Origin of the sequence: Alteromonas sp. V450 (genome assembly GCF_001885075.1) — a bacterium.
Taxonomy (GTDB): domain Bacteria; phylum Pseudomonadota; class Gammaproteobacteria; order Enterobacterales; family Alteromonadaceae; genus Alteromonas.
This window is the reverse complement of sequence record NZ_MODU01000004.1, coordinates 783,076-809,418: the sequence shown is the minus strand read 5'-3', so window position 1 is coordinate 809,418 and position 26,343 is coordinate 783,076. Positions and strand designations below refer to the sequence as shown.

Genomic DNA, 26,343 nt, shown 5'->3' with positions numbered 1-26,343 from the left:
TTTAAACAATGTGCTCAATGTTAATACTATTTCGCCGGTTTTTTACGCGTCATTGTCAGCAGTTTATCTTAATTTATTTAAATTTTTCCATTTTTGATGCCAATGAAAAGTCTAATTCACTCAAACCTTCAACATCATGCGTTGTTAATCGAACTTCTACACGATTATAAACATTAAACCACTCAGGATGATGTTTGAGCTTCTCAGCCCACATTGCAATTTGCGACATCCATCCAAAAGCTCGAATAAAACTCTTAAAAGTGAATGTTTTAATAATTGCATCTCCGTCGCGCTCCCACAGCACATCGTCACACACTATTTGATTGAGCGTGTCGAGTTGTTGTTTTATTTCTTGATCAGTAAGTTTAGTTGTCATGGTCACCTCAGCTATCTGTGCATTGCCGTCAATTTCTTACACTGTATACAAAGAAATGAAGAAGAGAAGGTGGTTTTACGTTTGCTTAGATTGTTTGTGGAGATAATTGTTTACAAAAAAGCCGGCATTGCCGCCGGCTTAGAAATTTTTTGCAACCCTTGGCTTAAAACTCTACGGCTAGCCTTGCATAAATTTGCCGCCCTCTAGGATCATGTACTTTAGAGTCGAAGCCACTATTAGTGAACACTTGAGGAGGCTCTTCGTCAAATAGGTTGATACCGCCAACCGTTAACACGTAACTTTGGTCTGTATCAAATACGCTGCCAAGATCGATATTGTACTGCGCATCCACCGTTACTATGCTATCAATTTCATAGAAGCCGTTGGCACAGCCAGCAGTATTTGATGAACCGTCTGCACAGTTTTGGTCATCATCGTATGATGAAATATAACGCAAGAAAATATTCGCAGCATGCACGTCATGTTGCCAGGCAAGACCAATATTCATACGTAATTCTGGAGAGGAAACACCAATGTTATTAAAGTTGCGACGCCCTGCGCCATCAATAGCTCCTGCTTGTGGGTCACTCAAATCGTATTTGGTAATATAAGTAGCCTGAATTGACGGCGTAAAGTTACCTAACCCGGTTTCCATTTTGTAACTTGTTACAAAATCAACACCAGAAGTTTCAAGAGAACTAGCATTAACATAGGTATTGTTAATTTGAAGTACCGGCCCATTTAGTGGGTCACCAGCACGTACAATGCGGTCGGTGTTTGTGGGATCGGCATTCAGCAGCGCTTGTGCATTTTCTTGAATAATAAGATCTTCAAATTCAAAGTTCCAGTAATCCACCTCAACCGATAAGTCTCTGAATGGCTCGTATGAAAAACCGAGATTATACGCAGTCGATTCCTCTGGCTTAAGGTCTTCATTACCGGAAGTTCTCACCGCCACAAAAGCTTGAGCACCTTGTACAGGATCAACTACTTGTTGAAGCGATGTGGCACCACCTTGTGCTAAGAACACCGTTGGCGCTCTAAACGAGGTGGAGATAGAGCCCCTTAACGAAAACTCCTCAGATGCACGCCATGATATAGCCAGCTTCGGATCTACTGTGCTACCAATACTACCGCCGTAATCTTCGTAACGCAGCGCAAGTTGAACATCTAGCTCATCATTTATTGGCAGTGCAAGTTCACCAAACGCAGCCCACACGTCTTGGCTACCATCCAAATCAGGGTTACCGATGACGAATGTAAAGCTGTCTTGATTGGATAATTCATCGTAGTCTTGCGAAAGCTGGTTTTCACGATATTGAATACCCAACGCTAATGCGGCATAGCCACCACCCATTTCAAATGTATCGAATGATGTAAACGCCTCAAATACCTCTAGGTCTGCTTTCGAGTCGATAACCTGTCGTCCAGTAAATGAGTTAATTACATACTCTGAGTTCGGTGCACTAGTGTAGGAAGTTGCAAATGGATTAAAAAACTGACAGCTACCAACACCCGGCGTGCCTGTGACAGGGTTACAATCAGAGCCCCCAAAGCCTAACAACGCAAGTTGGAATTCAGTATTCAGCACATCCGGTACGCTAAATACGAAATCGTTAACTGCCCTTGTATAGCTTATCTCCCAAAACCCTGAGTCTGTCACGCCTTGAAGGTTAGTACTGAAACGGAAAGTATCAGATTCGGTATTGGCCGCATCACCTGGCTGCCCGTTGCCTTCAGCCCTTCCAAAAAATGCGACAGAACGTCCAAAAGGATTTTGAGGATGATAGTCTGGCACAACGGGGGCAGTAAGTATTGGAAAGCTCGGCGCTCCACCCCGCTCAGCACGGTTTCTCGCCATGCCAATCTCTGTCGTCCACGTAATGCTGTCTGTAAATTCGTATTCAGCTCGAGTGTAAGCGTTAATACGGCTTTCGTCGGGAACATAAGAGTAGTAAGGACCGAAGTCAAATCCACACAGCCCCACATCTAAACCCGGTACTGTGCCGCTTGGTGCAAGTACTTGTGGGTATCCACCGAACTCTTCACAACCAAAGGGGTCTATTACGGGCACACCTGGTGCAATGAAAAAACTAGCTGGATTGCCAAGTGCACTCGTGTCATCCTGCGGTCTACTTAAACGTCTGTCGCTGATAAAAAGCGGAGAGCGATTGGTGTAGCTGATGGCAGCAATCACGTTGCCTTTTTCGCCCGTCGCCCCCCAGAGGCCCTGCAATATGTATTCTTTGTTGTCGCCATGGGCACCGTCTTGATAATCAACACTCACCATAGCGCCATCGTAATTTCGCTTTGTAATAAAGTTAACAACGCCAGCTACCGCATCTGAGCCGTATAATGCTGAAGCGCCGTCTTTTACGACTTCCATTCGGTCTATCGCTATCATAGGCACCAAAGAGCTTGTGTCTACAAAATTCAGACCTTCGTTCGTAGGCTGTGCATTAACTACTTGCCTTTTATTGTTAAGCAGAACTAACGTAGAGGCCACGCCTAAGCCTCTCAAGTTAATATTTGATGTACCTGCTGTGGCGTTTTGGGTGAATGCATCTGGGTTGTTTTCAGCCCCAGTATTTATGGTTAGCGTTTGCGTTATATCAGCAATATTTTTAGCACCTATTGCATCTATCGCCACGCTGTCGACGACAGCAAGAGGAGAAGGAGAGTCAAAATTTTCGCTTCGACGTACAAAACTACCGGTAACAAGGATGAGCTCGACGTCCTTTTTAGCCTCCTGTTCATTATCGCTCTCTGCATTTTGAGCGTAACCAGAAGTTGAAGAACAAAATAGCGCAGCGCCAACAAAAGCAGCGACTGCGGTCTTACGCGTTTTAAAATTCATAGTGTGGTTCCAAATCTGGGCTTATCACTATCGGCGTAAATCTCACACTTTCCGTTAGCAACAGGCTGTTCGATTTCGTATTTTTTATTGTTTCTGGCCAAAATCATTGACCGTCACAATTGATATTATGCTCGAACTTCATGTTTGTAAATTTATTGTGAATAATATGTTTACATTAATTTTACAGATGGTCATACCACATAAACTTAAGTATAAAGGGCGCGCTAATTTTGTTTTTTCCCCAAACAATTAAGTTTTGAGAATAATTTGCGGTTACCGTGAAAATCTTTCTCTTATCTCTTCTGCCTATCAGACACCAATATCACAAAAGGCAATAAAAACATTAACTTATTCAAATCCACGTTACCGGTATAGGTTTTGCGTATCAATCACACATAGTACGCAAACGATTAAAGTGAGTTGTTAATGGAGCTACCGCAAATAGACGAAGCATACAAGCTTGTGAGTAAAAAACTCGAAGGTTGGATCGAAGGCGCAATCACTTTGCTCCCTAACATTGTTGTTGCGTTTTTAATTGCGATTGTGTTTGGCGTCATCGCGAAGGCAGCGGGCAATGTACTCGGCAAGGTAATGCGCCGGACATTCGAGTCGCGTCAGATAGCAGGGTTACTCACCTCAATAATTAAATCATTGATCATTCTAGCCGGCATTTTTATCGCGCTTGATTTTGTTGGTTTAAAAGGCACTGTGACCTCACTTCTCGCTGGCGCAGGTATTGTTGGACTAGCAATTGGTTTTGCTTTTCAGGATATGACAGAAAACTTCATTGCTGGCGTTGCGATGGGCATTCGAAAACCATTTGAAATTGGTGATGTGATAGAAGCGGAAGGCGTGTTTGGAAACGTAAAAGAAATCAACTTACGCAATACGTTGGTTGAGACGTTTTATGGACAGCTTGAAGTTATCCCCAACAAGATTTTATTTCGAAATATACTGACCAACTATTCATCGCTTGGCTACCGCCGCCTCGAGATCCCTGTAGGTATTTCTTATGCAGACGATATCGAGCAAGCGGCTGACGTATTAACAGAGGCGATGAATAAAAAAGATTACGTTATCCGCAAAGAAGAGACTGCGGTGTACGCAGAATCGTTTGGTGATTCGAGTATCAATCTCTTGCTTTGGTTTTGGATAAGATATCCCGGCGAACCTGGCTTCATGGTAGTTAGACATGACGCGATAAGCACCGTCAAGAAAGTGCTAGATGAAAATGACATTCTTATTCCCTTCCCCATCAGGACGTTGGACTTCAACGCCAAAGGCGGTGACAAACTTAATTCAATGCTTGAGGCGCGCAGTAAAGATAGACATGGAAATAAAAATTCAAGTTCGTCAAATGAAACATCTGACGTAAACGCAAAAGACGGTTCTGCTAATTCTGCAGAAGAGTAAATCAATAGGAGAAGCAAATGGAAATGTTAAAACTAAAATCGTTAAAGCAGAGACTTTTAGCTATAGTCATTGCGACAACTTTCGGCATTTTAGGTGGGTGCGCAACGATCGAAGGCGCGGGCAAAGATATTCAAAGTGCCGGCGAGGCCGTCGAAGAAGGTGCTGAGGAAGCATCAAACTAGGCACAGAGTATGTTAACGCGAAACAAATAGCCTGAACGTGATACACGCGTTTTCAGGCTATTATTATTGAAATAGCAACCGAACTGATGGCAACGACACGTTTGACAGTGTCACACGCTCACTTTTCTACCTTCATTCACGGCTATTTAAGCACGGCCAACATGAGAAAGCCTCCAACAAGCGCCGGGTTACCCGTTGACTTAACTATGCAGCTTGCTTCCACCTTAAACAGCTTACCCTGCGGCTTATCACTAACATCTACAAGTTTGAATTGATACTTGACCGCATCATTGCTTTTCACGGGTTCCAAAAAGCGTAGTTTATCAATTCCGTAATTGATCATTGAGGCAATATTCTCGCTCGGCGATATGACTTCCGCAAATGCTTTAGGCATTAAACTGGCAGTAAGGAACCCATGTGCGATTGTTGTTCTAAAAGGGCTTTCTTTTTCGCACCTTTCAGCATCTAAGTGGATCCATTGGTGGTCACCGGTTGCTTCAGCAAACTGATTAATAATTTCCTGTGTTACGGTTAGCCAGCCAGTCTGCTCTAGTGTTTCTCCCACTGACAAATCTAAAAGTGTTTTCATTTTTCAGTCCAATCTCCGTTTATTGACGACAAAACTACTATTATTGACTTGAATGTTTCAATTAACTTTTAATAATAGGTATTTATAAATATTCTTGTTACACTAACGTAAATTAATCGTAGATGCTATGTAGCTCTTCACCATAGTCTTCGCAAAAACCACTGTGGTACAAACTAGCGCCTCTTCATCTGTTGAACATTTTCAGGGCACTCGCTCTTAAAGGATTAGTTATGAATCTCAATAGAATTGATTTGAACCTTTTCGCAGTATTCGACGCCATATACACGGCAGGGAGTTTAACGAAGGCCGCAGATGTCTTATGTATTACTCAGCCAGCAGTAAGTAACTCGCTGGCGAGATTACGAGAAATGCTAAACGACCCCTTGTTCGTTCGCACCGGTCACAGTATGACCCCTACTCCTGTGGCACAAAATATTATCGTGCCAGCGCGTCAGGCATTAGCACTTTTACGAAAGAGTGTTCAAGAAAGCCATACCTTCGACCCTTTAACTGCAGAAAAATCATTCAATTTCGCTAGCCGCGATCTCCTTGAGGCTAGTATCATGCCGAGACTTGTAGCAAGGCTTCAAAACTTGGCCCCTAATATTGCATTGACTAACTATGAGATCCCCCGTAGCCAAGTTGTTTCAGCCATGGCCGCCGGGTCTCTCGACTTCTTTGCCGATGCTTCTACGTTTACAGATCCTCACCTTTGCAAAGAAAAAATCGCGCAAGACAGGTTTGTCGTGTTGGCAAGAAAAAACCACCCTGCACTTAAAAATGGTTTAAATTTAGACACATTTCTTCGTTTAGGTCATGTCAATGTATCACAGCGTAAGTCAGGCGCCGGCCCCATTGATGTCGCTCTTGATAAGATGGGTAAACGGAGAAAAGAAGTAATGAGAGGGCAACATTTTCTTACCGTGCCTAGCACCATAGTAAAGACAGATTTAATTACCTGTTTACCTTTTCACCTAGCCAAACACTATGACCTTGCTATTTACGAAGTACCTTTTGAACTGCCTCCGGTTGAATATTTTTTATACTGGCATGTAAGTGCAGATCACGACTACGCCCATATGTGGATGCGAGAGCAAATTATGGAAGTTGCCAGCAACTTCAAACCGCATTAGTTTTGTTTTAACGCTGGTTTTGCTGTGTATTGAGCATGCAAACGTTACTGACGACCAAAGAAAACTTCAGTACAGGACCATGATGAAAGCCGTCGCTTCTAAATTGGCAACGGCTTTCTACATATACAAAGTAGTTGCTGCACTACTTTGCAGAGCAGTTCCACTTTCTCTGCTATATGATCGTGTACTTCAATCATGCGTTACAATGGCATGTAAGTGCGTGGCATAAAAAAGAAGTACTCGATGCTTCACAGTGTTGGGCCTTTAAAAAACGTTCACATTCTGCATATTTAGCTTGGTCTTAGAAAGCGACTCACTCATTGACAGGACCGGCTCGTTTTGGTGAAGCCGCTTTAGCAATTTTTTGTAATAAACTGAGAAAACATCGTTCTTGGCGAGTTCACCAAACACCTCTTCTAACTCGAGAAAGCTAAGCTCATTTACGTCTCTCTGTTTTGCTGTTTGGTGTAGCTTATCGGCGAGAATGTCATTAATTTCTAGAGGTTTTCCATCTTGTGAAGCATGTTTTTCAGAGTAATATGCCCAACATGCTACCACTAGTGCACTAATGCTTACGTCACGCCCTGCAGCCAGGTTATCTCTTACTGTCGGCAGTAAAAATACCGGTAATTTGGCAGAGCTTTCAAGGCAAATACGTGCTAGCGTGTCCTTTATGAAAGGGTTTGAAAATCGCGAAAGTAACGTATCGCGATAGTCAAATACATCAATCCCTTCAACTTTATCCAACGTCGGCATGACCTCCTTTTCCATGAAAATAGACAGTAACTGCTTTAGCTGCGCCGCTTCTACACTCTCATGAATAGTACTAAGGCCAGCAACCGAACCAACTAGCCCCAACACAGAATGCCCCGCATTGAGCATGCGAAGCTTAAGCTTTTCGTAAGGCGCCACATCGTTCACGAACTGTGCGCCAACGACGTCAAAAGAAGGCTTAGTGTTACAGAAATCATCCTCAATAACCCATTGGTCGAAAGGTTCACATACCACTGGCCAGCGGTCTTTGACGCCGTGAGCTTCTAACGTAACGATATCTTCGCTGGTTGTTGCAGGCGTTATTCTATCTACCATCGAGTTAGGAAAACTTACGTTTTCATTTACCCAGGCCGCAAACGATTGATCGAACAACTCAATGTACGCAAGCAACATCTTCTTAAGCACATGACCGTTATGTTGGATATTGTCACACGACATAACAGTAAACGGCTTAATATTGCTTTCCTTACGCTTTTTAAGCGCAGCAACCAGATAACCAAAAACCAACTTAGGTTGTTTAGGATTTTCAATATCGTGAATTACATCAGGGTTCGTGGTAATGAACTCTCCTGTAGACGCATCAAAGTTGTATCCACCTTCGGTAATAGTCAAAGATACAATGCGCACTTCGGGGTCAGCCATTTTTTCAATGACTGCTTGCGGATCGTCCGGCGCCATTAGAAAACCTGTCATTGCGCCAATCACTGATGCACTACGAGCGCCGTCATTGTGTTTTTCTACCAAGGTATAGAGGTTATCTTGTTCGTCGAACACTTTTTTCATCGCACGGTCATTTTCGCGAAGGCCGACACCGCAAATACCCCATGTCAAATCGCCGGTTTTTGCCATTAATCTGTCTACGTACATGGCTTCATGCGCACGATGAAAACCACCCACACCAATGTGGACAATACCCGTTTGAACATTCTCCACATCATAAGCTGGACGCTTAACGTCATTGGGTAACGACGATAAGTTCGCTCTATTCAATGAAATAGACGTTTGAGATAGCATAAGAACCTTATTAGCTTTGTAGCGCTTTTTGGCGACGCATCGCCCAATACGCAGTAACGAAATAGATAACCGTGCACGCGAACCCAATATTGAAGAATAAGTCTCGGTTCGACTCATACACAGTAAGCGTGTCACTAAAAGAAAATGTTTTAAATGCCAGTGCTATAGAAACAACCAAGCTAGCCACTGAAGTTAAGCGCAACAGTTTAGAAAAGGCGCTGATATCTTCAACGTGATCGCTTGCTAAATCTGCTTCTCGCTGCTGATGTGTTTCAACACGGGCATTAAAAGCATTTAATTGTGCTTCTTGCTCGGGATATGTTTTCTTTGCACCATATTTCGAGGCCATAGCTGTATACACAGCAATGGTGAAAAGCCACGTAGGTATAAATAAATAATAGAAAGACATAACATCTAAGGCATTCAAACCAAAACCGAACACAAGCCCCAGTCCCCAGCTGACTACCGCTGGTGTACTGTGAGTAAGGCTTTGGTAATGCGCCCAGTATCGAGTAAACCCTATACGAGGGAAAATCATGTGTTCAGCAAACACAATGGCACCTACGGGAACAACCAGTAACCCTGCGTATGTCAACAGCGGCAATAATTTGGTAAATACGAATGGGAAGCATGCAATAGCAACTGTAACCATACCGACAATCGCTGTGGTTTTAGTGCGTGATTTATCTTTAAAAATAGCTTGTGCCGCAAGCCCAGCGCGATAAAGGTTTGCATTTGCCGTGGTCCAACCGGCTACAATAACGATGACAAGCCCAGACAAACCTAATGCATGGAAAGCCACATCACCTGGGTCTAACTCAACAATAGATTTTTGCACAATAACCGCTGTTCCTGCGCCCATAATACCCGCTGAAATCCATGCAACGTAGTGACCGAATAACATGCCCGCAGATGTGCAAAGGCCGTAGCGTTTGCGCTTAGCAAAGCGCAGCAACGCCATATCAATAAGGCCAAAATGGGTTATGGTGTTTGCTGCCCACGAGAAGCCAATAACTTCTAGTAAACCAATACCTGGTTCACCGCTTTGGGTTAACCCCGTCCATACCGATGTACTACCGATATGCATAAAGTCATCCCACGATGTTAAAAACGTTTGCCCTATTACAGACTCAGCAAGCGCAGGCATAAGAATAAGCGGGCCGCAAATGAACATGGTGAACAACCACGGTGCACAAATACGTGAGAAGTCAGATACGGCGTTAAACCCATACATAGCGACAAAGACAACAATGACGCCCACAGCAAGTACCACGGCAACAAAGGCTAGATTTGTTGGATACCAATTTAACTGTGCAGGTATATTTAACGCAAAACGCACGGCTGTTGCCGATACAGTTATCATAGCGGCCGATATCACGGTAAAAATAAACACATTTGCCCAGTTATAGAGCTTGGTCATCGAATCGCCGGCTATTTTCTGAAGATAAGAATACAGGCTTAACCTAGTCTCAACTGCAATAGGCGTGGTGATCAACGTCCAGCTTAAAACAGCGAGTAAGTTACCGATGAGTAAGCCCAGCAAAATGTCGGTCATGGATGCGCCAAGTGCAACAAAGGTGGCACCGAACACAAACTCAGTGGCGGCAACATGCTCACCGGCATATAAGCCCATGAAATGTTTCCAGCCTTTTAACTTATGTTTAGCGACGGGCAATTGTTCATCGCTTACTTGTGAAATATCAATATCGCTCGACGTTGACTTCATCTTCAAATCTCGTGTTGTAGATGTTACTACTTGGTAAAAAACAGAAAATGAGCAAATACCCAACCATTGGGCTATATCTCAATTTGAAGGAATGGTTGCATAAGGGAATGACGTTGTAAACACCTTTTAACAAAACAAGGTGTCGTTTTGTCATAATTTTAACACTTATACCTTGGGGCTCTTTACCAAGAATTTGGCTACTGAGTGCGATAGTGTTGAACCTACCGAACATGCGTATATATGTGATTGTTAATAATTTGAGGGTGTGGCAGTTTACGTAAACACACTTAACTGTATTTTCTTAAGGGTAGAAAGCAACATGCTAATTGCTTTACACTTAGGCAAATGTTCGCACTAATTTTCTCGTAAGTTACAAAACTCTTGAGGTAAAGGTATATACTTCTTCTTTTTTGCATACTCCCCTATGCATCAGCGACTATTGAAAGGAAATTGTTTTTGCAAACACCCTACGCGAAGCTTGTGATCTTTGATTGTGATGGTGTGCTTATTGACAGTGAAGTGCTGTCTATGGAGTCGTGGCAAGAAGTGTTAGTTCGTTACGATGTATCGTTATCAAAGCAATATTTTGTTGAGCATTTTCTTGGTAAAAGCATGGAACACGTAGAGTGGGTTGTGAATAGAGACTTCTGCCTTGAACTGACAACGTCCATCAAAGAGGATTTTCAAGCGCTACTTTTTGAAAAGTTCGGAAATTCCTTACAAAAAACGCGGGGGATTACCGATGTATTGGCGAAACTAAAAGCCCGAAACATTCCTTACTGCGTAGCGACCAGCAGTTCATTAGAAAGAACAATGAAAGCACTTGAAAACACAGAACTTCTTTCTTATTTTCATGGGCGTATATTCACACGTTCTTTGGTTGAAAATGGAAAACCAGCGCCCGATTTGTTTTTGTATGCAGCCAAAACACTAAATGTTAAACCTGAACACTGCATAGTCATTGAAGACTCTCAGCCAGGCTTGGCTGCCGCAAGAGCCGCTAAAATGCCTTACTTTCATTACAAAGGGGGCACGCATTTACACAACTGCACCGGCAATGAATTTTCATCTGAGAGCAACACGCTTCACTCATGGAATGAATTCATTCCTCACATTTCTTGCCTTTTTGATACGAGAAAGACAAATGAGTAAAAAAACACAAAAAGAACTCAACAGACTAGATGAAGCTGCGCGAGCTGGGTGGATGTATTATGTGGGTGGAAAGACCCAAGATGAAATTGCGCAAACGCTTAAAACATCACGCCAAAGTGCTCAACGTCTTGTCGCATTATCAATGTCTGAAGGTTTGGTAAAGGTGCGTTTGGAGCACCCGATAGCTAGGTGCATGGAGTTAGCACAGGGTGTAAAAGAGAAATTTGGGTTGTCGATTTGCGAAGTAGTCCCCAACGTTGACGACGATCCCAATTCTACGCAAGGGCTCGGTCAGGCAGGTGCAACTGTTATAGAGCGCGTACTGAAAATTGATACGCCGCAGACGGTTGCTTTTGGAACAGGACGAGTGCTTCGTGCATGTGCCAATGAATTGTCTATCCTTAACTGTCCTCAGCATAAGATAGTGTCTTTAGTCGGCAATATAGCCAACAATGGAGAGGCTACGCGATATGATGTGGCTGTTCACGTCGCCGATCGCGTAAAAGCACAACACTTTCCAATGCCTATCCCTGTCATTGCATCATCAAAAGCAGAACGTGAAATATGGCAACAACAGAAACATATCTCTCGTATTCACGCGCTGGCACAAAACGCAGATATTAGCTTTGTTGGCATTGGCAATTTGGGAGACTCATCCCCCCTTTTTAAAGACGGTTTCATTGATGACCACCAACTAACTACACTCACAGATTCTGGAGCTTGTGGCGAAATTATCAGTTGGGTATTCAATGAAGAAGGCATAATAATAAAGTGTGGTATCAATGAAAGAGTGACTAGCTTTAAGCTAGACACAGCGCCAGAAAAACCGACGATTGGCGTGGCGGCTGGTGATAACAAGTTTAAGGCAATAAGAGGCGCACTTCGCTCAAAATTCATAAACGGTCTGATTACCACAGAGCGCACGGCGACTGCTTTAATTTACGATCAGCCAAGTTAGAGACTAATTTTTAACTGCTTTGTGAATTTTAATAGGCACATAAACTTTTACTGCTATCCAAGCATTGTCCAATACCTGACTCGTTGTTCGGTAAGGTTGTAATGCCCCCTGCGCTTAATAGGCCTCTTTACCGGACGCCCTTTTTTATACTCAACAACAGAGCTAGTTACCGATACTGTGGTTGTAGATTTTTTCGCAAGAGAATGTACGGGTCAAACTAGCTTGTAACTACCCCATCCTTCAAAAGGTATACTTTGGAATACGCTGTTATTTTTTGACATGTTTTTCAGCAATTTAGCTTCAGGTTATATTCATTCCAACGAATAAACAAAGTCGAAAAACAACAACCGAAGGAATTTAACCATGTTGAAAATCGTTAAAACTTCTCTAGTAATTGCGGCGTCTACCTTAACTTTCTCTAACGTAGCACAAGCTAATGATATAAACGAAGCACTGGCAAACATCTGTACTATCGTTCAGGCCGATGACAAAGGTGAGCTTCGTAAAAAGATGCGTAGTGTGCAGTCAGACTACAAACTGAAGCTTCGCGATTACTACTCTGGCATATCTTGTGGCGGTCAAAGCTTAATCAGAACTGCACTTTCAAACAATGCTGTTGAAGTGGGTACATTGCTTGTTAAGAAAATGCCAAGTAAAGATCTACAAGCACCAGAAGCTGACGGTAAAACATTACAAGCGTGGATTGCTGAGCAGGGCCTGCAAAGCTCACCAATTTCAGCTGAGCTGAACGACAGAATTTAATACCTCTTTCACATTGCCATGTGAATCGATTCAACATGGTAGCAGCGAATGCTGCACTGAAAGGCCCCTCTGCTACGGGGCCTTTTTCTTTGTATTTCAAAAAAATATCAACCTTAACTCAGGCTTTCTTCAGAAAAAAGAAAGGTTTTGTTAGTCCTATACGTCCATGATTTTATTGCCATTAAGGCAAATATTATTCATGGAGATTAAAATGAAAACTTCACTCAACAAAAAATTTATAGCGCTATTCGCTTGCACTGCGCTCTGTTCTTTTAATGCACTGGCAAATATAGAGATAGGACTAACTTTAGGCACAAGTAAACCTAAAAATTATGATCAGTGTGCGTGTACACCGGGTGGTTCAATAGAAGACATTGAAGCAGAGGTAGATATCGATTTAGCTTTAGCTCAGATGCGTTATGTTTTCAACAACGGTATTTTTGTCGAATTGCGTCATGGAAAGGGCTTTTCAAAATCGGAAAGTCGAGTTACCCCACGAGGTGGAGAAACTGTAAGAGGTCTAGACATAGAACTTGATGGTTTAACGAATACTTCTATTGGTTATAGATTTTTTGCAGACCAGACGTTTTCCCCCTATGTAATGCTGGGCACAACGACAAACATTGTTTTAACCGCATTTCTACCCGATGGGCCTGAATTTGGACGGGAAAACTACAGTAATGAATTCTCTTATGGTGCCGGAGTAAACTGGAATTTCTCTGAGAACTTTTTAGTTGGACTTGAGTACTTTCAATACTCTAATGGCGATTTAGGTGATACTGGAGCAGTTGACTTATCAACATGGTCAGCATCAATAGCATACCGCTTCTAAAATACTTTGGAGGCGATTAATTTAATCGCCTCGGATTTATTTGCATGATTTTTTCAATAGAGCTTCTACTTGGATAAAAGTTTATGACTATGCCAAACACGATATTCATAACTGCCCTAGTATGCACCTTTTTCTCTCTATCGGCTTATTCTGCGTCAAAATATACGGGTCCTATCATTGATGTACATGTTCACGCGTATAAAGACGGAAGTCCATTGTTTGGTCTTGAACATCCCCCAACGCTTCGAGGCAAAACTTACCGTGCAGCGAAAAACGCAGTGCATCTTAAACAAGAAGTGCTGAAACGATTTCATAAATACAATATTGTGAAAGCAGTAGTGACTGCTGGTGAATTATGGTTGGAAGATGCGCCAACCACGATTTTAGTAGCAAACGCGACAAAACCGCCATCAATACTAAAAAAGCAACATGAGCTTGGTTATTTAGATGTTATCGCTGAACTCGCGCCGTTTTATGAGGGTAAGAGATTAGACCACCCTTCAATTGAACGTTATTTCAAACTTGCAGAAGAGCTCGGTGTGCCAATTGGAGTACATATTTTTCCTGGGGGCCCTAACTTTGGCTTGCACTATTTGCCAGAGATGTTGGGCTCAATGCGTGCATATAATGCATCGCCGGGTCAAATAGAAAACCTGTTAGTGAAATACCCGAAATTAAAACTATATATAATGCATGGTGGCTGGCCCTTTATCGAAGACTTAAAATCACTGTTATACATGCACCCCAATGTCTATGTTGATATTGCGGTTGTAAATTGGATCCTGCCAGAAAAAGAAGTCATAAATTATATATTATCACTGACTGACTCGGGTTTTGGAGACCGTATCTTGTATGGGAGCGACCAGATGGTATGGCCCGATATCATTGACGATGCAATAGCGACGATCAATGACTGTGAGGCACTAACCCTTAAGCAGAAAGCTGATATCTTCTACAATAACGCTGCCAAATTTTTGGGGCTAACGGATAAACAAATGAGCCAACATAGAACAAAAAAAATACGCGTTAAAGTGCCATAGCCTTTTCAATAACGTTGGCCGTTTTATTGTTCTCTGAAATGGCCATCTTTAATGCTAATTTATTTTCTTCGTGTTTTTCTAAGAGCATTTTAAATTTTGGTATATCCATCATCTCTTTAAAGAATGGATCACTTTCGATGCCATAAAATCGTTGAAAACTTGCCGGAACGGAGCGGTTATCTATTAACGTCGCTAGTATATTGAGTGCATCATTGAATTGCCCCATCTGAGCATAAAGCTGAGCCAGATAATAGTCGTAGTAACGACTCCGCTCCTCGTTCTTTAACGCTCGAGTGATTTCATCGACTATTGGTACTTCATTGCTAACATCATTTGGGTAAAGCAGTTTTCGATACAAAAGTGCCTGGCCACCTGAAACCTTTGATAAAGCAAGATCAACATAACGTGCATGTTGTCCATCAGGTATTTGTGTTAGTGAGTACAGGTACACTTGAGGAAAGAAGCCAACATTGAAATCATATTCGTTAACACTGCTTAAATACGCTTCAATGTGCTCAATTTTGTTTTCTGAATCACTGTGATTGAGCTGATGTAAATTTAGTGCTTTTGCTACAGGTGGTGCCAGCTTCTTCATCACGTTATAGACTTCATTGCGAAGATACTGTTCACCAGTATATTCATGAATTTCTGCTTTATGTACCCAACAATTCATAAATTTTATACTACGCGAAAGGCACTCTTGCGCTTTTATGTCCGCGTCAACGATTTCATTTCTTACAATGTGAATATATGCCAATCGATTCGGCCCTTCTGGGCTTAACTGGTCAACAGCGCTTAAACGCAATGCGTACTTTCTAGACTGCTCGTACTGTCCATGAGCATAATGATACATGGCTAACCCATCGAGTAACGTGCTGTTAAACGGGTCATTTTCCAACCGTATTTCAGCAATTTGTTTAGCGTAATCCGCTCGCCCTACTCTATGAAGCATTACTAAGTACCATTCTAAAATCAGTGTGTTGTAAGGCTCTAAGCTGTAGGCTTTTTCAAAATACTTAAGTGCTTGCTCTACATCGCCGCTTCTAGGCGTTGTGGCTCTTGGGCTAATCATCATCGCCTTTGCAAACCAAAATAATGCATTGAGCTCATTTGATTCGTCTTTGCCGTTCAAAATTGCCGAGGACATCTCAAACGCTTGCGCCTCTTCAATCTGTACCCAGTTGGCGCGTATACTAAGAATGCTGGACAGTAAAAATTGCGCATCTTGTAATTCTGGATTTCTATTCACCAATTGTTGAACATCCTTTTGCAACGATTCGAGATTTTCGGGTGCTAAGTTAAGCAAGCTGGCTTTCAACGACAAAAACTCCAACTGAGCATCGTAATCGATATTGTTTTGAACATTAGGTTGTTGAGCAGCAATGGATAAAGACGATGTGCTCATTGCAATACTTCGGGCGACATCGCGCTGTATATCGAAAATTTCAGCACCATTGAATGAAAAGCTCGCACTAGATATTTGAGTTCCATTTTTGCCGTCGATTATACTTGTAGACACTTTCACGGTATTGTTTTGACGTTGAATAGTCCCGTCTACTAGAAACCGGACTTTTAATTCCCTCGCTATCTCAGTGACAGGGAGCGAATTTTCCGAAAAATAGTGTGACGATTTACGCGCTATGACGCGCATATCGGTCTCACTGGCTAGTATCTGTAGTATTTCTTCAGTGATACCAATGGATAAATTTTTTAACCCTGGTTCATCAGAAAGGTCATCAAACGTTAATACTGCAACGCCGTCAAGTTCCGGTTTAGGCTGCCATGTGTTAGAGAAAAAGATAAACACAAGCGCCGATACTACGAGCAATAGGGCTGCGAAATAAGACTTAGACCTTAGACTCGTTTTTACTGGTGACGATTCCGTATTAACGGTTTCAATCTCCAGCGCTTTGATTTTTGAGGAGTCAAATTTGTAGCCGCGTTTAGGAATGGTTTCGACAGTTGCGCTTAACCCTGGCTCCAAAGTGTCTAGTTTTTTTCTCAGGTCTGAAATAACTCTAGACAGAGACTCGTCTGCTCCAAACCGTCCTGGCCATACTTCGTCAAGTAATGTTTCTCTTGTGACGACTTCGCCATCACAATGAATCAGTAATGTGAGGACTTCAGAAATTTTATTGGTTAGTTTAACCACACGCCCGTTTCTTTGAATTGAGTTTTCGGCGCGGCTAAAAACAAACCCATTTAATTTTAAATAAGAAGAAGCATCCATGACTTTCGATCCATTATCTTAAGCAACATGTTTAGTTTGTTAGAGCTTTTATGGTACACCGAATAGTCATTATAGATAACACTCTCAAATGCTATACTTTTGTCTAACCCTCTCGTTTTAGTCACTTTTATAGAAAATGCGTATCAAAAGTTATACCTCGTTATTTCTATGCATGTTTTTCAATAACTTAGATTTAGTTTTAATTAAACCCAACGAACAAACAAAAACTCTAAACTTAAAAACGAAGGAATTTAACCATGTTGAAAATTGTTAAAACTTCTCTAGTTATTGCGGCGTCTTCATTAGCTTTCTCTAACGTTGCGCAGGCAAATGACATCAACGAGGCACTTGCAAACATCTGTACTATCGTTCAGGCAGATGACAAAGGCGAACTTCGCAAGAAAATGCGTAGCGTACAGTCGGACTATAAATTAAAGCTTCGTGATTACTACTCTGGCATCTCGTGTAACGGCCAGAGCCTAATTCGCACAGCGCTATCTAGCAACGCTGTTGAAGTTGGTACGCTACTTGTGAAAAAAATGCCAAGTAAGGATTTGGCTCAGCCAGAGTCAGACGGAAAAACCTTACAAGCTTGGATTGCTGAGCAAGGTCTTCAAAGCTCACCTATCTCAGCTGAACTGAACGGCAGAATTTAATACCACAATTTAGTCACGCCATGTGATAAAGCAGTTCAACATGGTAGCGGCAGGATGCCGCACTGGAGGCCCCATTATTGGGGCCTCACCTTTTTTAAGCACTTATAAAATCAATAACATTCTTTCGTACCCACTCAGGCTTTTCCCTGTGCAGCCAGTGCGTCGCGCTTGAATTGAGCGCCTTTTTTATCAATGGAACATAGTGCTCAATGTTATCCAATACGCATAAATCAAACGCATCGTCCTGTTCTCCCCACAATAATAGCGTTGGGCAATGAATGAATATCTGCGGTACGCTAATGTCATTCAACGTGCTTTCAGGCGCATTTTCTTCAGGCACTTGCTGAGGCATTTGCCTATAGTAGTTAAGCATTGCGGCGAGTATTTCAGGTTTGCGCCAGTCATTAAGTAGTTGACTGGAATAGCGAGGCGCTTGCTCAAAAAATGTTTTGCCGATCATATTTTTCAATAGTGCGAAATCAGTGTTTTTAAGCGTGAGTTCAGCACCTTCACCAATAAGCTCGCAAATGTACTGACTTTTCGCTCTTTGCGCAGAGGACACTTTTATTGCATAAGTAAAACAAGATGGATGTGCAGCATTAACAATGATGAGTTTACTTATTAACTTTGGGTAAAACGCCGCTAGAGGCCATGCTATAGCACCTCCCCAGTCATGTCCTACCAATATGACCTTCCTGCCATTTCTTACATTTTTAACAAAGGTTGCAAGTCGATTTACAAGCGATGGAACTTGATAATCTTTTTCGTTTGGCAGTGGACTTGATAGGTGGTAACCGGGTAGATCTGGCGCAATGATGTCAAGCGACGAGGGAAGTAATGCAATTAACGCTTCCCATGTATACGCATTTTCTGGAAATCCGTGCAGCATAATAATTAGAGGATTTTCACCGCTACCCTCTTCTCGAGACAAATAGTGAATGGACGCACCTTCTACTTCGACATATTTAGAAACTATCACTGTGTAGATTTTCCCAAAGTTATTTACAATAAATTAGCAGTCCAGAGAGGCTAGAGATATACGCGGTAACAGGCCGATATTACAAACAATTTATGCCTCACCTAATGGGTAATTATCTATCCCAAAAGGTATTACGCATCACTAACGATTAACGCTGGTGTTGGTCGCTTAACCAAAATCCCCCCTTGCTCGCCGTAAACAAAAAAGCCGAGTAAATAATGTGTCCAATGATTTTATAAACCATTAACTCGACTACATCATTTTCTCGGCCTTATGTACGCCGAATTTCGGCGTACATGTATCGTTTTTGCTTAGTTACTCAATTGCGAACATGCTTTCTGGCATAGACATTAAATTGTCAGCGCCCGACTGCATTGCAGAAACCAGTGAGCGAGTGCGGGTTAACAAACGGTCAAAATAGAAGCCCGTTGTTAAAATCTTACTCTTATAAAACTCGGTTTCAGTGCTACCTGCATCAAGCTGCTCTTGTGCTTTCACTGCCATTTTCAGCCAGAAGTAAGCAACGGTGACATAACCGGAATACATTAGGTAATCGACAGACGCTGCGCCAATTTCGTCAGGGTTTGACGCAGCGGCTTTACCAATGTCCATGGTGATCTGCTGCCATTCATCAAGATGTGAATTTAACGCATTAGTCCAAGCACTGAACTGTGCGTTGTCACGCAGTGAGTTGCAGTAGTCTCGCACTTCTTGGACAAATACATTTAATAACTCACCATTAGAGCCCATGACCTTACGACCCAACAAGTCAACAGCTTGAATACCCGTCGTTCCTTCATACATGGTACAAATGCGTGTATCGCGAGCCAGCTGCTCCATGCCCCATTCTTTTATGAAGCCGTGACCGCCGTATACCTGCATACCGTAACTAGTAGACTCTTGGGCAGTCTCTGTTAAAAAGGCTTTTACAATAGGCGTTAAAAACGCAAGTTTCGCATCCGCCACTTGCTTTTCAGCCACATCGCTTCCGTAAAGCGTAACATCAACTAACTGCATACAATAAGCAGCAAGCGCACGGTTGCCCTCCGCAAAGGCTTTTTGCGTTAGCAGCATACGGCGCACATCAGGATGCACAATGATGGGATCGGCTGGGCCTTCAGGGTTCTTTCGCCCCGTCAACGAACGGAACTGGATACGATCTTTTGCATAGCGTAACGCACCTTGGAAAGCCGCCTCAGACGCAGCTAAGCCTTCAAGGCCTGTGCCAATACGCGCGGTGTTCATAAAGGTAAACATACAGTTTAGACCACGGTTAGGTGGGCCTATCAAATAACCTTTAGCACCGTCAAAGTTGATAACACAAGTTGCGCTGGCTTTGATACCCATCTTATGTTCTATACTGCCGCAACTTACCGCATTTCTATCTTGTTTTTCACCATCTTCGGATACGTTGAACTTAGGCACAACGAACAAAGAAATACCCTTGGTACCTTCCGGTGCGTCAGGCAAGCGAGCTAACACAATGTGTACAATATTCTCAGACATATCGTGCTCACCGGCAGAGATAAAAATCTTTGTGCCCGTTAAACTGTATGTACCATCTTCTTGCGGTTCTGCGCGGCATTTCAACATACCAAGGTCTGAACCACAGTGCGCTTCAGTTAGACACATTGTGCCTGTCCACTCACCGCTAACCAGCTTCTCTAGAAACATTTTTTGCTGAAGTTCAGTACCGTGCGCCTTAAGGGTTTCCATACAGCCCTGGCTCAGGCCCGGATACATCGCCCAGGAATGGTTAGCACCAGAGAACCACTCTGCAATAATAGAAGACAGTGAATACGGTAGCGCTTGACCACCAAACTCTTCTGGGTGAGACATACTGGGCCAACCACCCTCAACATAGGTTTGATAAGCTTCTTTAAACCCTTTTGGCGTGGTGACTTCTCCGTCAACCCACTTACACCCTTCTTCATCGCCAGACGCGTTTATAGGTGCAAGCGTATTTTCAGAAAACTTGGCCGCTTCAGCAAAAATTGCAGACACAAGGTCCTCAGACGCTTCATCGAAACCCAGCTTTTGATAATGATTTTGATAATTTAGTAGCTCATGTGTTACAAACATGGCGTCACGTTGTGGAGCTTTATAACCTTCCATACCCAATACCTATATTACTTCAAATAGACCAGCAGCGCCCATGCCGCCACCGATACACATGGTGCAAACAACATATTTCGCACCGCGTCGTTTACCTTCGATGAGTGCGTGACCCACCATGCGAGCACCGCTCATGCCGTATGGGTGACCAATAGAAATGGCACCGCCGTTTACGTTTAATAATTCGTCTGGAATGCCTAACTTATCGCGGCAATACAGTACCTGTACTGCAAACGCTTCATTAAGCTCCCATAGACCGATATCGTCCATGGTTAATCCATGCTGCTTTAATAGCTTAGGAATAGCGAACACTGGTCCAATTCCCATTTCATCCGGCTCGCAGCCTGCTACTGCAATACCGCGATAAATACCTAGAGGCTGAGCAGTGCCCTTCGCCGCCGACTGCTCATCCATAATGACTGTCGCGCTTGCACCATCAGAAAGCTGACTTGCATTACCTGCGGTAATACAACCACCTTCTATTACTGGATTAAGTGCTTTAAGCCCTTCTAGCGTTGTCTCTGGGCGATTCCCTTCGTCTTTTGACAAGGTCACTTCACGCTCAGAGGTTTCACCTGTTTCTTTATTAAATAAGGCTTGCGTGGCTGTGATAGGAACAATTTCATCATCAAACTTACCCGCTTCTTGCGCCGCTGCCGTGCGCATTTGACTTTGATAACCATATTCGTCTTGTACGTCACGGCTAATGTTATAGCGCTTACCTACAACTTCGGCAGTTTGAAGCATTGGCATATAAATATCTTTGTGCTTAGCAACCAGTGCAGGGTCTACTGCACGAAACATATTCATATTTTTGTTTTGTACTAGAGAAATAGAATCTAAACCACCCGCAACCATAATGTTGGTATCGCCTGTGCGAATTGAATTCGCTGCAGTGGCAATGGCATACATGCCAGAACTGCATTGGCGGTCAAGCGTCATACCCGCTACGGTGACCGGCAAACCACCCGCTAAGCCTGCAAGACGACCAATATTCATGCCGCCACTGCCTTGGGTTAGCGCTGCGCCCATAATCACATCATCAACACTGGCAGGGTCGATCCCTGCGCGTGCTACTGCGTTTTGAATAGCATGGCCACCTAATGAAGGGGCGGGTAAATTGTTCAGCGCACCTTTATAAGCGCGCCCGATTGGCGTACGTGCTGTACTTACAATAACTGCGTCACGCATGTTTTTATTCCTTTCAGTTGGGCCGAACGTTCAGCCAGAGTTAGCTAGTTTTTCTTACCTTTAGACGTCGCCTAGCTTTACCAAATCCTGATTTAAATAGACGAACACTTATGCTTGTACTGCTCGTCTATTTTTCTCGCTACCGCAATCTACGACTGCTCCGGCTTGTAGCTTTTAAAAGTACCGCCGCTTTGTGCTAATTTCACCAGTAAATCACTGGGTTCAAGCCACATTTTTCCGTAGTCACCTAATTGATCTCGATAGGTAGTTAACTTGTCTAAAATAGTGCCAAGACCTACTTCGTCAGCGTATTGCATAGGGCCTCCGCGATATACAGGGAAGCCATAGCCGTAAACGTAAATCACATCGATGTCGCTAGATTTAGCTGCAATGCCCTCTTCTAAGATGGCAGCACCTTCGTTGATCAAGGAGTACAACACGCGAACGAGGATTTCCTCATCGCTTATGTCTGAACGCTGAACCACGCCTAAGCGCTGCGCCTCTTGCTTTGCTATTTCTAGTACTTCGGGGTCTGGAATAGGTACGCGACTGCCGGGTTCATAATTGTAAGCACCGCGTCCGGTTTTGAGTCCGTTGCGTCCCTTCTCTACCAAGCGGTCTGCTACAGCACCGTAAGCAGGGTCGTGAGCAATGTGCTCTTGACGAGATTGACGTACATAGTAACCGATATCCAATCCAGCCATGTCGCCCATAGTGAACGGCCCCATTGGCATGCCAAACTCGGTTAAAACGCGATCAACTTGCTCAGGTGTTGCTCCTTCAAGCAACAAGCGGTTAGCTTCACGGCCGTAGGGCTCAATCATGCGGTTACCCACGAACCCGAAGCACACGCCCACTAATACCGCCACTTTCTTGATGCGTTTAGCCATCTTCATACAAGTCTTAATGACTTCTGCGGAAGTCTTTTCGGCCTTAACTACTTCTAGCAGCCTCATAACATTAGCCGGCGAGAAAAAGTGAAGTCCAATCACATCTTCAGGGCGCGATGTGGCCGTCGCTATTTCGTCAATATCCAGCGTCGATGTATTCGATGCCAAAATAGCACCCGGCTTACACACTTTATCTAGCGTCGAGAATACCGTTTTCTTAACTTCCATTTTTTCAAACACGGCTTCTATGACAAGGTCAACATCCGCTAAATCTTCATAGGATGTGGTTCCAGTAAGCAGGGCCATCCGGCTCTCAACCTGTTCTTGGGTTAACTTGCCTTTTTTCGCTGAGTTTTCGTAATTCTTTCTAATGAGCGCTAACCCCTTCTCTAGCGCTTCTTCTTTAAGCTCTAGCATAGTGACTGGAATACCGGCGTTCGCAAAGTTCATCGCGATACCACCGCCCATTGTCCCGGCACCAATAATGGCAACTTTTTCAATACTGCGTTCTAGGGTGTTTTTATCAAAATCACTTACATGGCCTGCCGCGCGCTCAGCAAAGAAGAAATGCTGTTGTGCGCGCGCTTGTGGCGTATTCATGCATTCCATGAAAAGCTTGCCTTCATTTTTAAGGCCATCTTCAAAAGCAAGCGTGTAGGCACCACGCACCGCTTCAATACATTTTAGAGGCGCAAAGAAACCACGCGCCGCTTTCTTGGTTTGTGCTGTTACTGCATCAAACACCGTTTGTGTTTGATCAGACATCGTCAACGTGATGTCGCTAGTACGCTTTATTGCTTTATCTGGTGTTAATGCTTGCAAATACGCTTTTGTATCTTCAAGCAAGTGCTCGGGCTTATCAGATATTTTGTCGAAGACACCGGGAAGCTTAACCACCGACGTTGGCTTGCCTGTTACGATCATTTCCAGCGATGTTTGAGCATCAGCTAAACGAGGAAGGCGTTGAGTACCGCCTGCGCCTGGTAAAATACCCAAATTGACTTCAGGTAAACCGACTTTGTTGTCGGCGAAGGTGATGCGATGATGACACGCTAGCGCCACTTCTAAGCCACCGCCGAATGCTGGTCCAGGGAGAACAGCAACAACCGGCTTAGACGCATTTTCAATCTTATCTAATACCTCAGGCAGCATGGGAGACAAATCGCCACCAGAGAACTCGCTTATGTCAGCACCGCCTGAAAAAATAGGAAGTGAAGACGTAATAACAATAGCACTTACGCTATCGTCATTCAGTGCGCTGTCTATGCCTTCTATCAACCCTACTCTAATAGCGCGTGACAGCGCATTTACTGGCGCGCTTTGCATTGTTAGTGTGGCAACGCCTTGTTGTACTGCGTAATCTACGGCTTTATTTCCCATTTCTGTCATAACCATGTCCTGTTTATCACGTTAACTCGATGTTATTGCAGCGATGCCAATCATCCAAGTTTATTGATGTTATAGACATACATCATAATATTTAATATTTAGCGCTAGCCCCCTTGTAAATTCATTTTCTAACGCAGACCGTGTTTCTTCTCACCTAAGGATTATTTGACAGAATTTAAAACCGGTGTTTTTGTAAACTAGATAGCAAAACTGATTACATTTTATTTACAATAAGGATGATTGGCCATGCAAGTGATTAAAACACCGGAGAGTGCTTTTAAGGAGATTACTGATTTTCCCTACGCACCCTGCTTCACTGAAATCACTGACACAGTTAGCAGTGAAATAACAATGGCGCATTATCAATGTGGTCCTGAAGATGGGCATACCGTACTTTTAATGCATGGAGAACCTACATGGGCCTATTTATATCGCAAGATGATGCCCATATTGGCCGAGGCGGGATTCAATGTTTTAGCACCAGACCTTATTGGTTTTGGACGCTCGGATAAGCCTACTAGAAAAGAAGACTATTCCTACGCGCGCCACGTAATATGGATGAAAGACTGGTTTACGCAGGTTACGAAAGGCCCTGTTACCCTATTTTGTCAAGACTGGGGAGGCCTACTGGGCCTGCGACTTGTCGCCGATATGCCTGAGCGTTTTTCGGGTGTAATGGTGTCGAACACAGGACTGCCTACTGGCGACCATGCGCCAAGCGATGCTTTTATTAAATGGCGTAGGTTCTCCCAGGACGTACCGGTTTTTCCGACATCGACAATTATTCAAAATGCTACGACAACTGAACTAGACGAAGCAACTCTCGCAGCCTATGACGCCCCCTTCCCAGACGAAAGCTATAAAGCTGGTGCACGTATGTTCCCCCTTCTTGTTCCTACAAGTCCAGACAGTGCTGAGGCACAGGCAAATAGACAAGCGTGGGAACAGCTAAAACAGTACAACAAACCCTTTATAACGGCTTTCGGTGATAGCGATCCTGTCACTAAGGGTGGCGACAGCGTATTTAAGAAGCTCGTTCCTGGTTGTGATGGTATGGCCCATACACTTGTAGAGAACGGAGGTCACTTTATTCAGGAAGATAAAGGGGAGTTGCTTGCTAATTTACTCATTCAATTTATAAATCAAACACAGCTGAACTAGTCACGTTTCAAAACGCATTAATCAGTCACTAATAGGAGACCATCATGGACGCACTACTCGATTTTTCAGACCAAGTAGTATTAATTACGGGTGCAGGGAGTGGATTTGGCCGGCTATTATCGCTAGGCCTTGCCAGCCGAGGCGCAAAACTCGTTCTGTCAGACATCAACGAAACAGCCCTTGAAGAAACGAAAAATGATGTAAAAGCACTCACTGATGTTGTGGTGATTGCGGGTAATATTGCCAGCGAAGAACTAAATAAGTCTTTGGTTGAAAAGGCAACGGAAACGTTTGGCAAACTAGACATTGCGGTAAATAACGCGGGTATAGCGCATAACCCAGCGCCAATTCATCAGATGACCGAGGAAATTATGGACTCCCAATTTGCGGTAAATGTAAAAGGCGTAATGTTTGGAATGAAGTACCAGATACCCGTTATGCTGGCACAAAAGCAAGGCCATATTTTAAATGTAAGCTCATTAGCAGGGTTAGGCGGTGCGCCGAAAGGTGGCGCTTATGCAGCTGCAAAGCACGCTGTGTCAGGTATAACCCGAACTGCTGCTGTGGAATACGGTCGTAAAAATGTTCGCGTTAACGCTATTTGCCCATTCTATAGCCCAACAAATATATTAAACGTTGACGGTTACAACACTCCTGAAGCAAGAGAGCAGCTTGGCTTGGGCAGCCCTATGAAACGATTAGGCGAACCACAAGAAATCGTTAATACTATGATGCTTATGCTATCACCTGGAAACAGCTACATGAATGGGCAAACGATTGCTGTAGATGGCGGCGTTACAGCTTGGTAACCCGTTGTTAAACCTGAAAGATAAACCCTCGCATCCACCGTTGATAGGTATGGATATAGATACCCTAGTATAACACAGAATGTTTAGTTCTTACTTTGTTTCAGGTGTACTAAAC

Annotated in this window: 21 protein-coding genes; 11 read left to right on the top strand and 10 right to left on the bottom strand. The window is 43.4% G+C overall.

Going from position 1 to position 26,343, the window contains the following annotated elements; genetic code table 11:
* Window positions 1-73: 73 nt before the first annotated feature.
* A complete protein-coding gene (locus tag BK026_RS03545) occupies window positions 74-376 on the bottom strand; it encodes a 4a-hydroxytetrahydrobiopterin dehydratase (RefSeq protein ID WP_071814573.1) in 303 nt (100 codons plus the stop codon).
* Between the two features lie 163 nt (window positions 377-539).
* Window positions 540-3,233, bottom strand: a complete 2,694-nt coding sequence (locus BK026_RS03540) for a TonB-dependent siderophore receptor (protein ID WP_071814572.1) — start codon at window positions 3,231-3,233, stop codon at window positions 540-542.
* Between the two features lie 426 nt (window positions 3,234-3,659).
* Between BK026_RS03540 and BK026_RS03535 the strand changes: the two genes are divergently transcribed.
* Both BK026_RS03535 and BK026_RS03530 read left to right on the top strand, forming a co-directional pair.
* Window positions 3,660-4,646, top strand: a complete 987-nt coding sequence (locus tag BK026_RS03535) for a mechanosensitive ion channel family protein (RefSeq protein WP_071814571.1) — start codon at window positions 3,660-3,662, stop codon at window positions 4,644-4,646.
* Between the two features lie 17 nt (window positions 4,647-4,663).
* Window positions 4,664-4,828, top strand: a complete 165-nt coding sequence (locus BK026_RS03530) for an entericidin A/B family lipoprotein (RefSeq protein WP_071814570.1) — start codon at window positions 4,664-4,666, stop codon at window positions 4,826-4,828.
* A gap of 142 nt (window positions 4,829-4,970) precedes the next feature.
* Here the strand turns inward: BK026_RS03530 and BK026_RS03525 are convergent, their stop codons facing one another.
* Complete coding sequence (locus tag BK026_RS03525; RefSeq protein WP_071814569.1) at window positions 4,971-5,417, bottom strand: MaoC family dehydratase; 447 nt, start codon at window positions 5,415-5,417, stop codon at window positions 4,971-4,973.
* Window positions 5,418-5,647: 230 nt separating this feature from the next.
* Here BK026_RS03525 and BK026_RS03520 point away from each other — a divergent pair, with 230 nt between their 5' ends.
* A complete protein-coding gene (locus tag BK026_RS03520) occupies window positions 5,648-6,550 on the top strand; it encodes a LysR family transcriptional regulator (protein ID WP_071814568.1) in 903 nt (300 codons plus the stop codon).
* A 264-nt stretch (window positions 6,551-6,814) separates the two neighbouring features.
* Here the strand turns inward: BK026_RS03520 and BK026_RS03515 are convergent, their stop codons facing one another.
* Window positions 6,815-8,338 carry a mannitol dehydrogenase family protein gene (locus BK026_RS03515; RefSeq protein WP_071814567.1) on the bottom strand — a complete coding sequence of 508 codons (1,524 nt, stop codon included), beginning with the start codon at window positions 8,336-8,338 and terminating at the stop codon, window positions 6,815-6,817.
* 10 nt (window positions 8,339-8,348) lie between these two features.
* Window positions 8,349-10,064 carry a cytosine permease gene (locus tag BK026_RS03510; protein ID WP_071814566.1) on the bottom strand — a complete coding sequence of 572 codons (1,716 nt, stop codon included), beginning with the start codon at window positions 10,062-10,064 and terminating at the stop codon, window positions 8,349-8,351.
* Window positions 10,065-10,520: 456 nt separating this feature from the next.
* Between BK026_RS03510 and BK026_RS03505 the strand changes: the two genes are divergently transcribed.
* The 5 genes from BK026_RS03505 to BK026_RS03485 all read left to right on the top strand — a co-directional run bounded on the left by BK026_RS03505 (window position 10,521) and on the right by BK026_RS03485 (window position 14,808).
* Entirely contained in the window at window positions 10,521-11,216 is a 696-nt protein-coding gene (locus tag BK026_RS03505) for an HAD family phosphatase (protein ID WP_071814565.1), read from the top strand.
* Window positions 11,209-12,174, top strand: a complete 966-nt coding sequence (locus BK026_RS03500; RefSeq protein ID WP_071814564.1) for a sugar-binding transcriptional regulator — start codon at window positions 11,209-11,211, stop codon at window positions 12,172-12,174. The genes BK026_RS03505 and BK026_RS03500 overlap by 8 nt, the downstream gene beginning before the upstream one ends.
* Before the next feature lie 363 nt (window positions 12,175-12,537).
* On the top strand, window positions 12,538-12,936 hold the full coding sequence (locus tag BK026_RS03495) for a DUF3718 domain-containing protein (protein ID WP_071814563.1): 399 nt from the start codon (window positions 12,538-12,540) through the stop codon (window positions 12,934-12,936).
* Between the two features lie 211 nt (window positions 12,937-13,147).
* Window positions 13,148-13,768: an outer membrane beta-barrel protein gene (locus BK026_RS03490; protein WP_177247872.1), complete on the top strand. Its 621-nt coding sequence runs from the start codon at window positions 13,148-13,150 to the stop codon at window positions 13,766-13,768.
* 83 nt (window positions 13,769-13,851) lie between these two features.
* Window positions 13,852-14,808: an amidohydrolase family protein gene (locus BK026_RS03485; RefSeq protein ID WP_083574996.1), complete on the top strand. Its 957-nt coding sequence runs from the start codon at window positions 13,852-13,854 to the stop codon at window positions 14,806-14,808.
* Here the strand turns inward: BK026_RS03485 and BK026_RS03480 are convergent.
* Window positions 14,795-17,038 carry a winged helix-turn-helix domain-containing protein gene (locus BK026_RS03480; protein WP_071814560.1) on the bottom strand — a complete coding sequence of 748 codons (2,244 nt, stop codon included), beginning with the start codon at window positions 17,036-17,038 and terminating at the stop codon, window positions 14,795-14,797. The two genes, BK026_RS03485 and BK026_RS03480, sit on opposite strands and share 14 nt — an antisense overlap.
* Window positions 17,039-17,295: 257 nt before the next feature.
* On the opposite strand from BK026_RS03480, the gene BK026_RS03475 reads away from it, so the two are divergent.
* Entirely contained in the window at window positions 17,296-17,694 is a 399-nt protein-coding gene (locus BK026_RS03475; RefSeq protein ID WP_071814559.1) for a DUF3718 domain-containing protein, read from the top strand.
* A 94-nt stretch (window positions 17,695-17,788) separates the two neighbouring features.
* Here the strand turns inward: BK026_RS03475 and BK026_RS03470 are convergent, their stop codons facing one another.
* The 4 genes from BK026_RS03470 to BK026_RS03455 form a co-directional block, all read right to left on the bottom strand.
* Window positions 17,789-18,673, bottom strand: a complete 885-nt coding sequence (locus BK026_RS03470; RefSeq protein ID WP_071814558.1) for an alpha/beta fold hydrolase — start codon at window positions 18,671-18,673, stop codon at window positions 17,789-17,791.
* A gap of 315 nt (window positions 18,674-18,988) precedes the next feature.
* The gene (locus BK026_RS03465) at window positions 18,989-20,788 is read right to left on the bottom strand and encodes an acyl-CoA dehydrogenase C-terminal domain-containing protein (RefSeq protein ID WP_071814557.1); all 1,800 of its coding nucleotides are present in this window, start codon (window positions 20,786-20,788) and stop codon (window positions 18,989-18,991) included.
* A gap of 9 nt (window positions 20,789-20,797) precedes the next feature.
* Complete coding sequence (locus BK026_RS03460; protein ID WP_071814556.1) at window positions 20,798-21,979, bottom strand: acetyl-CoA C-acyltransferase; 1,182 nt, start codon at window positions 21,977-21,979, stop codon at window positions 20,798-20,800.
* A gap of 149 nt (window positions 21,980-22,128) precedes the next feature.
* Complete coding sequence (locus BK026_RS03455) at window positions 22,129-24,258, bottom strand: 3-hydroxyacyl-CoA dehydrogenase NAD-binding domain-containing protein (RefSeq protein ID WP_071817470.1); 2,130 nt, start codon at window positions 24,256-24,258, stop codon at window positions 22,129-22,131.
* A gap of 246 nt (window positions 24,259-24,504) precedes the next feature.
* Here BK026_RS03455 and BK026_RS03450 point away from each other — a divergent pair, with 246 nt between their 5' ends.
* Entirely contained in the window at window positions 24,505-25,419 is a 915-nt protein-coding gene (locus tag BK026_RS03450; RefSeq protein WP_071814555.1) for a haloalkane dehalogenase, read from the top strand.
* A gap of 44 nt (window positions 25,420-25,463) precedes the next feature.
* Window positions 25,464-26,228: an SDR family NAD(P)-dependent oxidoreductase gene (locus tag BK026_RS03445; protein WP_071814554.1), complete on the top strand. Its 765-nt coding sequence runs from the start codon at window positions 25,464-25,466 to the stop codon at window positions 26,226-26,228.
* The last annotated feature ends 115 nt before the right edge of the window (window positions 26,229-26,343 follow it).

Excerpts from the sequence above, each read along its gene's own strand:
- BK026_RS03525 (WP_071814569.1), bottom strand. The coding sequence starts at position 5,417 with ATGAAAACACTTTTAGATTTGTCAGTGGGAGAAACACTAGAGCAGACT.
- BK026_RS03445 (WP_071814554.1), top strand. The coding sequence starts at position 25,464 with ATGGACGCACTACTCGATTTTTCAGACCAAGTAGTATTAATTACGGGT.
- BK026_RS03490 (WP_177247872.1), top strand. The coding sequence starts at position 13,148 with ATGAAAACTTCACTCAACAAAAAATTTATAGCGCTATTCGCTTGCACT.
- BK026_RS03475 (WP_071814559.1), top strand. The coding sequence starts at position 17,296 with ATGTTGAAAATTGTTAAAACTTCTCTAGTTATTGCGGCGTCTTCATTA.
- BK026_RS03535 (WP_071814571.1), top strand. The coding sequence starts at position 3,660 with ATGGAGCTACCGCAAATAGACGAAGCATACAAGCTTGTGAGTAAAAAA.
- BK026_RS03465 (WP_071814557.1), bottom strand. The coding sequence starts at position 20,788 with ATGGAAGGTTATAAAGCTCCACAACGTGACGCCATGTTTGTAACACAT.
- BK026_RS03520 (WP_071814568.1), top strand. The coding sequence starts at position 5,648 with ATGAATCTCAATAGAATTGATTTGAACCTTTTCGCAGTATTCGACGCC.
- BK026_RS03530 (WP_071814570.1), top strand. The coding sequence starts at position 4,664 with ATGGAAATGTTAAAACTAAAATCGTTAAAGCAGAGACTTTTAGCTATA.
- BK026_RS03455 (WP_071817470.1), bottom strand. The coding sequence starts at position 24,258 with ATGACAGAAATGGGAAATAAAGCCGTAGATTACGCAGTACAACAAGGC.
- BK026_RS03495 (WP_071814563.1), top strand. The coding sequence starts at position 12,538 with ATGTTGAAAATCGTTAAAACTTCTCTAGTAATTGCGGCGTCTACCTTA.
- BK026_RS03510 (WP_071814566.1), bottom strand. The coding sequence starts at position 10,064 with ATGAAGTCAACGTCGAGCGATATTGATATTTCACAAGTAAGCGATGAA.
- BK026_RS03460 (WP_071814556.1), bottom strand. The coding sequence starts at position 21,979 with ATGCGTGACGCAGTTATTGTAAGTACAGCACGTACGCCAATCGGGCGC.
- BK026_RS03450 (WP_071814555.1), top strand. The coding sequence starts at position 24,505 with ATGCAAGTGATTAAAACACCGGAGAGTGCTTTTAAGGAGATTACTGAT.
- BK026_RS03540 (WP_071814572.1), bottom strand. The coding sequence starts at position 3,233 with ATGAATTTTAAAACGCGTAAGACCGCAGTCGCTGCTTTTGTTGGCGCT.
- BK026_RS03515 (WP_071814567.1), bottom strand. The coding sequence starts at position 8,338 with ATGCTATCTCAAACGTCTATTTCATTGAATAGAGCGAACTTATCGTCG.
- BK026_RS03485 (WP_083574996.1), top strand. The coding sequence starts at position 13,852 with ATGACTATGCCAAACACGATATTCATAACTGCCCTAGTATGCACCTTT.
- BK026_RS03500 (WP_071814564.1), top strand. The coding sequence starts at position 11,209 with ATGAGTAAAAAAACACAAAAAGAACTCAACAGACTAGATGAAGCTGCG.
- BK026_RS03545 (WP_071814573.1), bottom strand. The coding sequence starts at position 376 with ATGACAACTAAACTTACTGATCAAGAAATAAAACAACAACTCGACACG.
- BK026_RS03480 (WP_071814560.1), bottom strand. The coding sequence starts at position 17,038 with ATGGATGCTTCTTCTTATTTAAAATTAAATGGGTTTGTTTTTAGCCGC.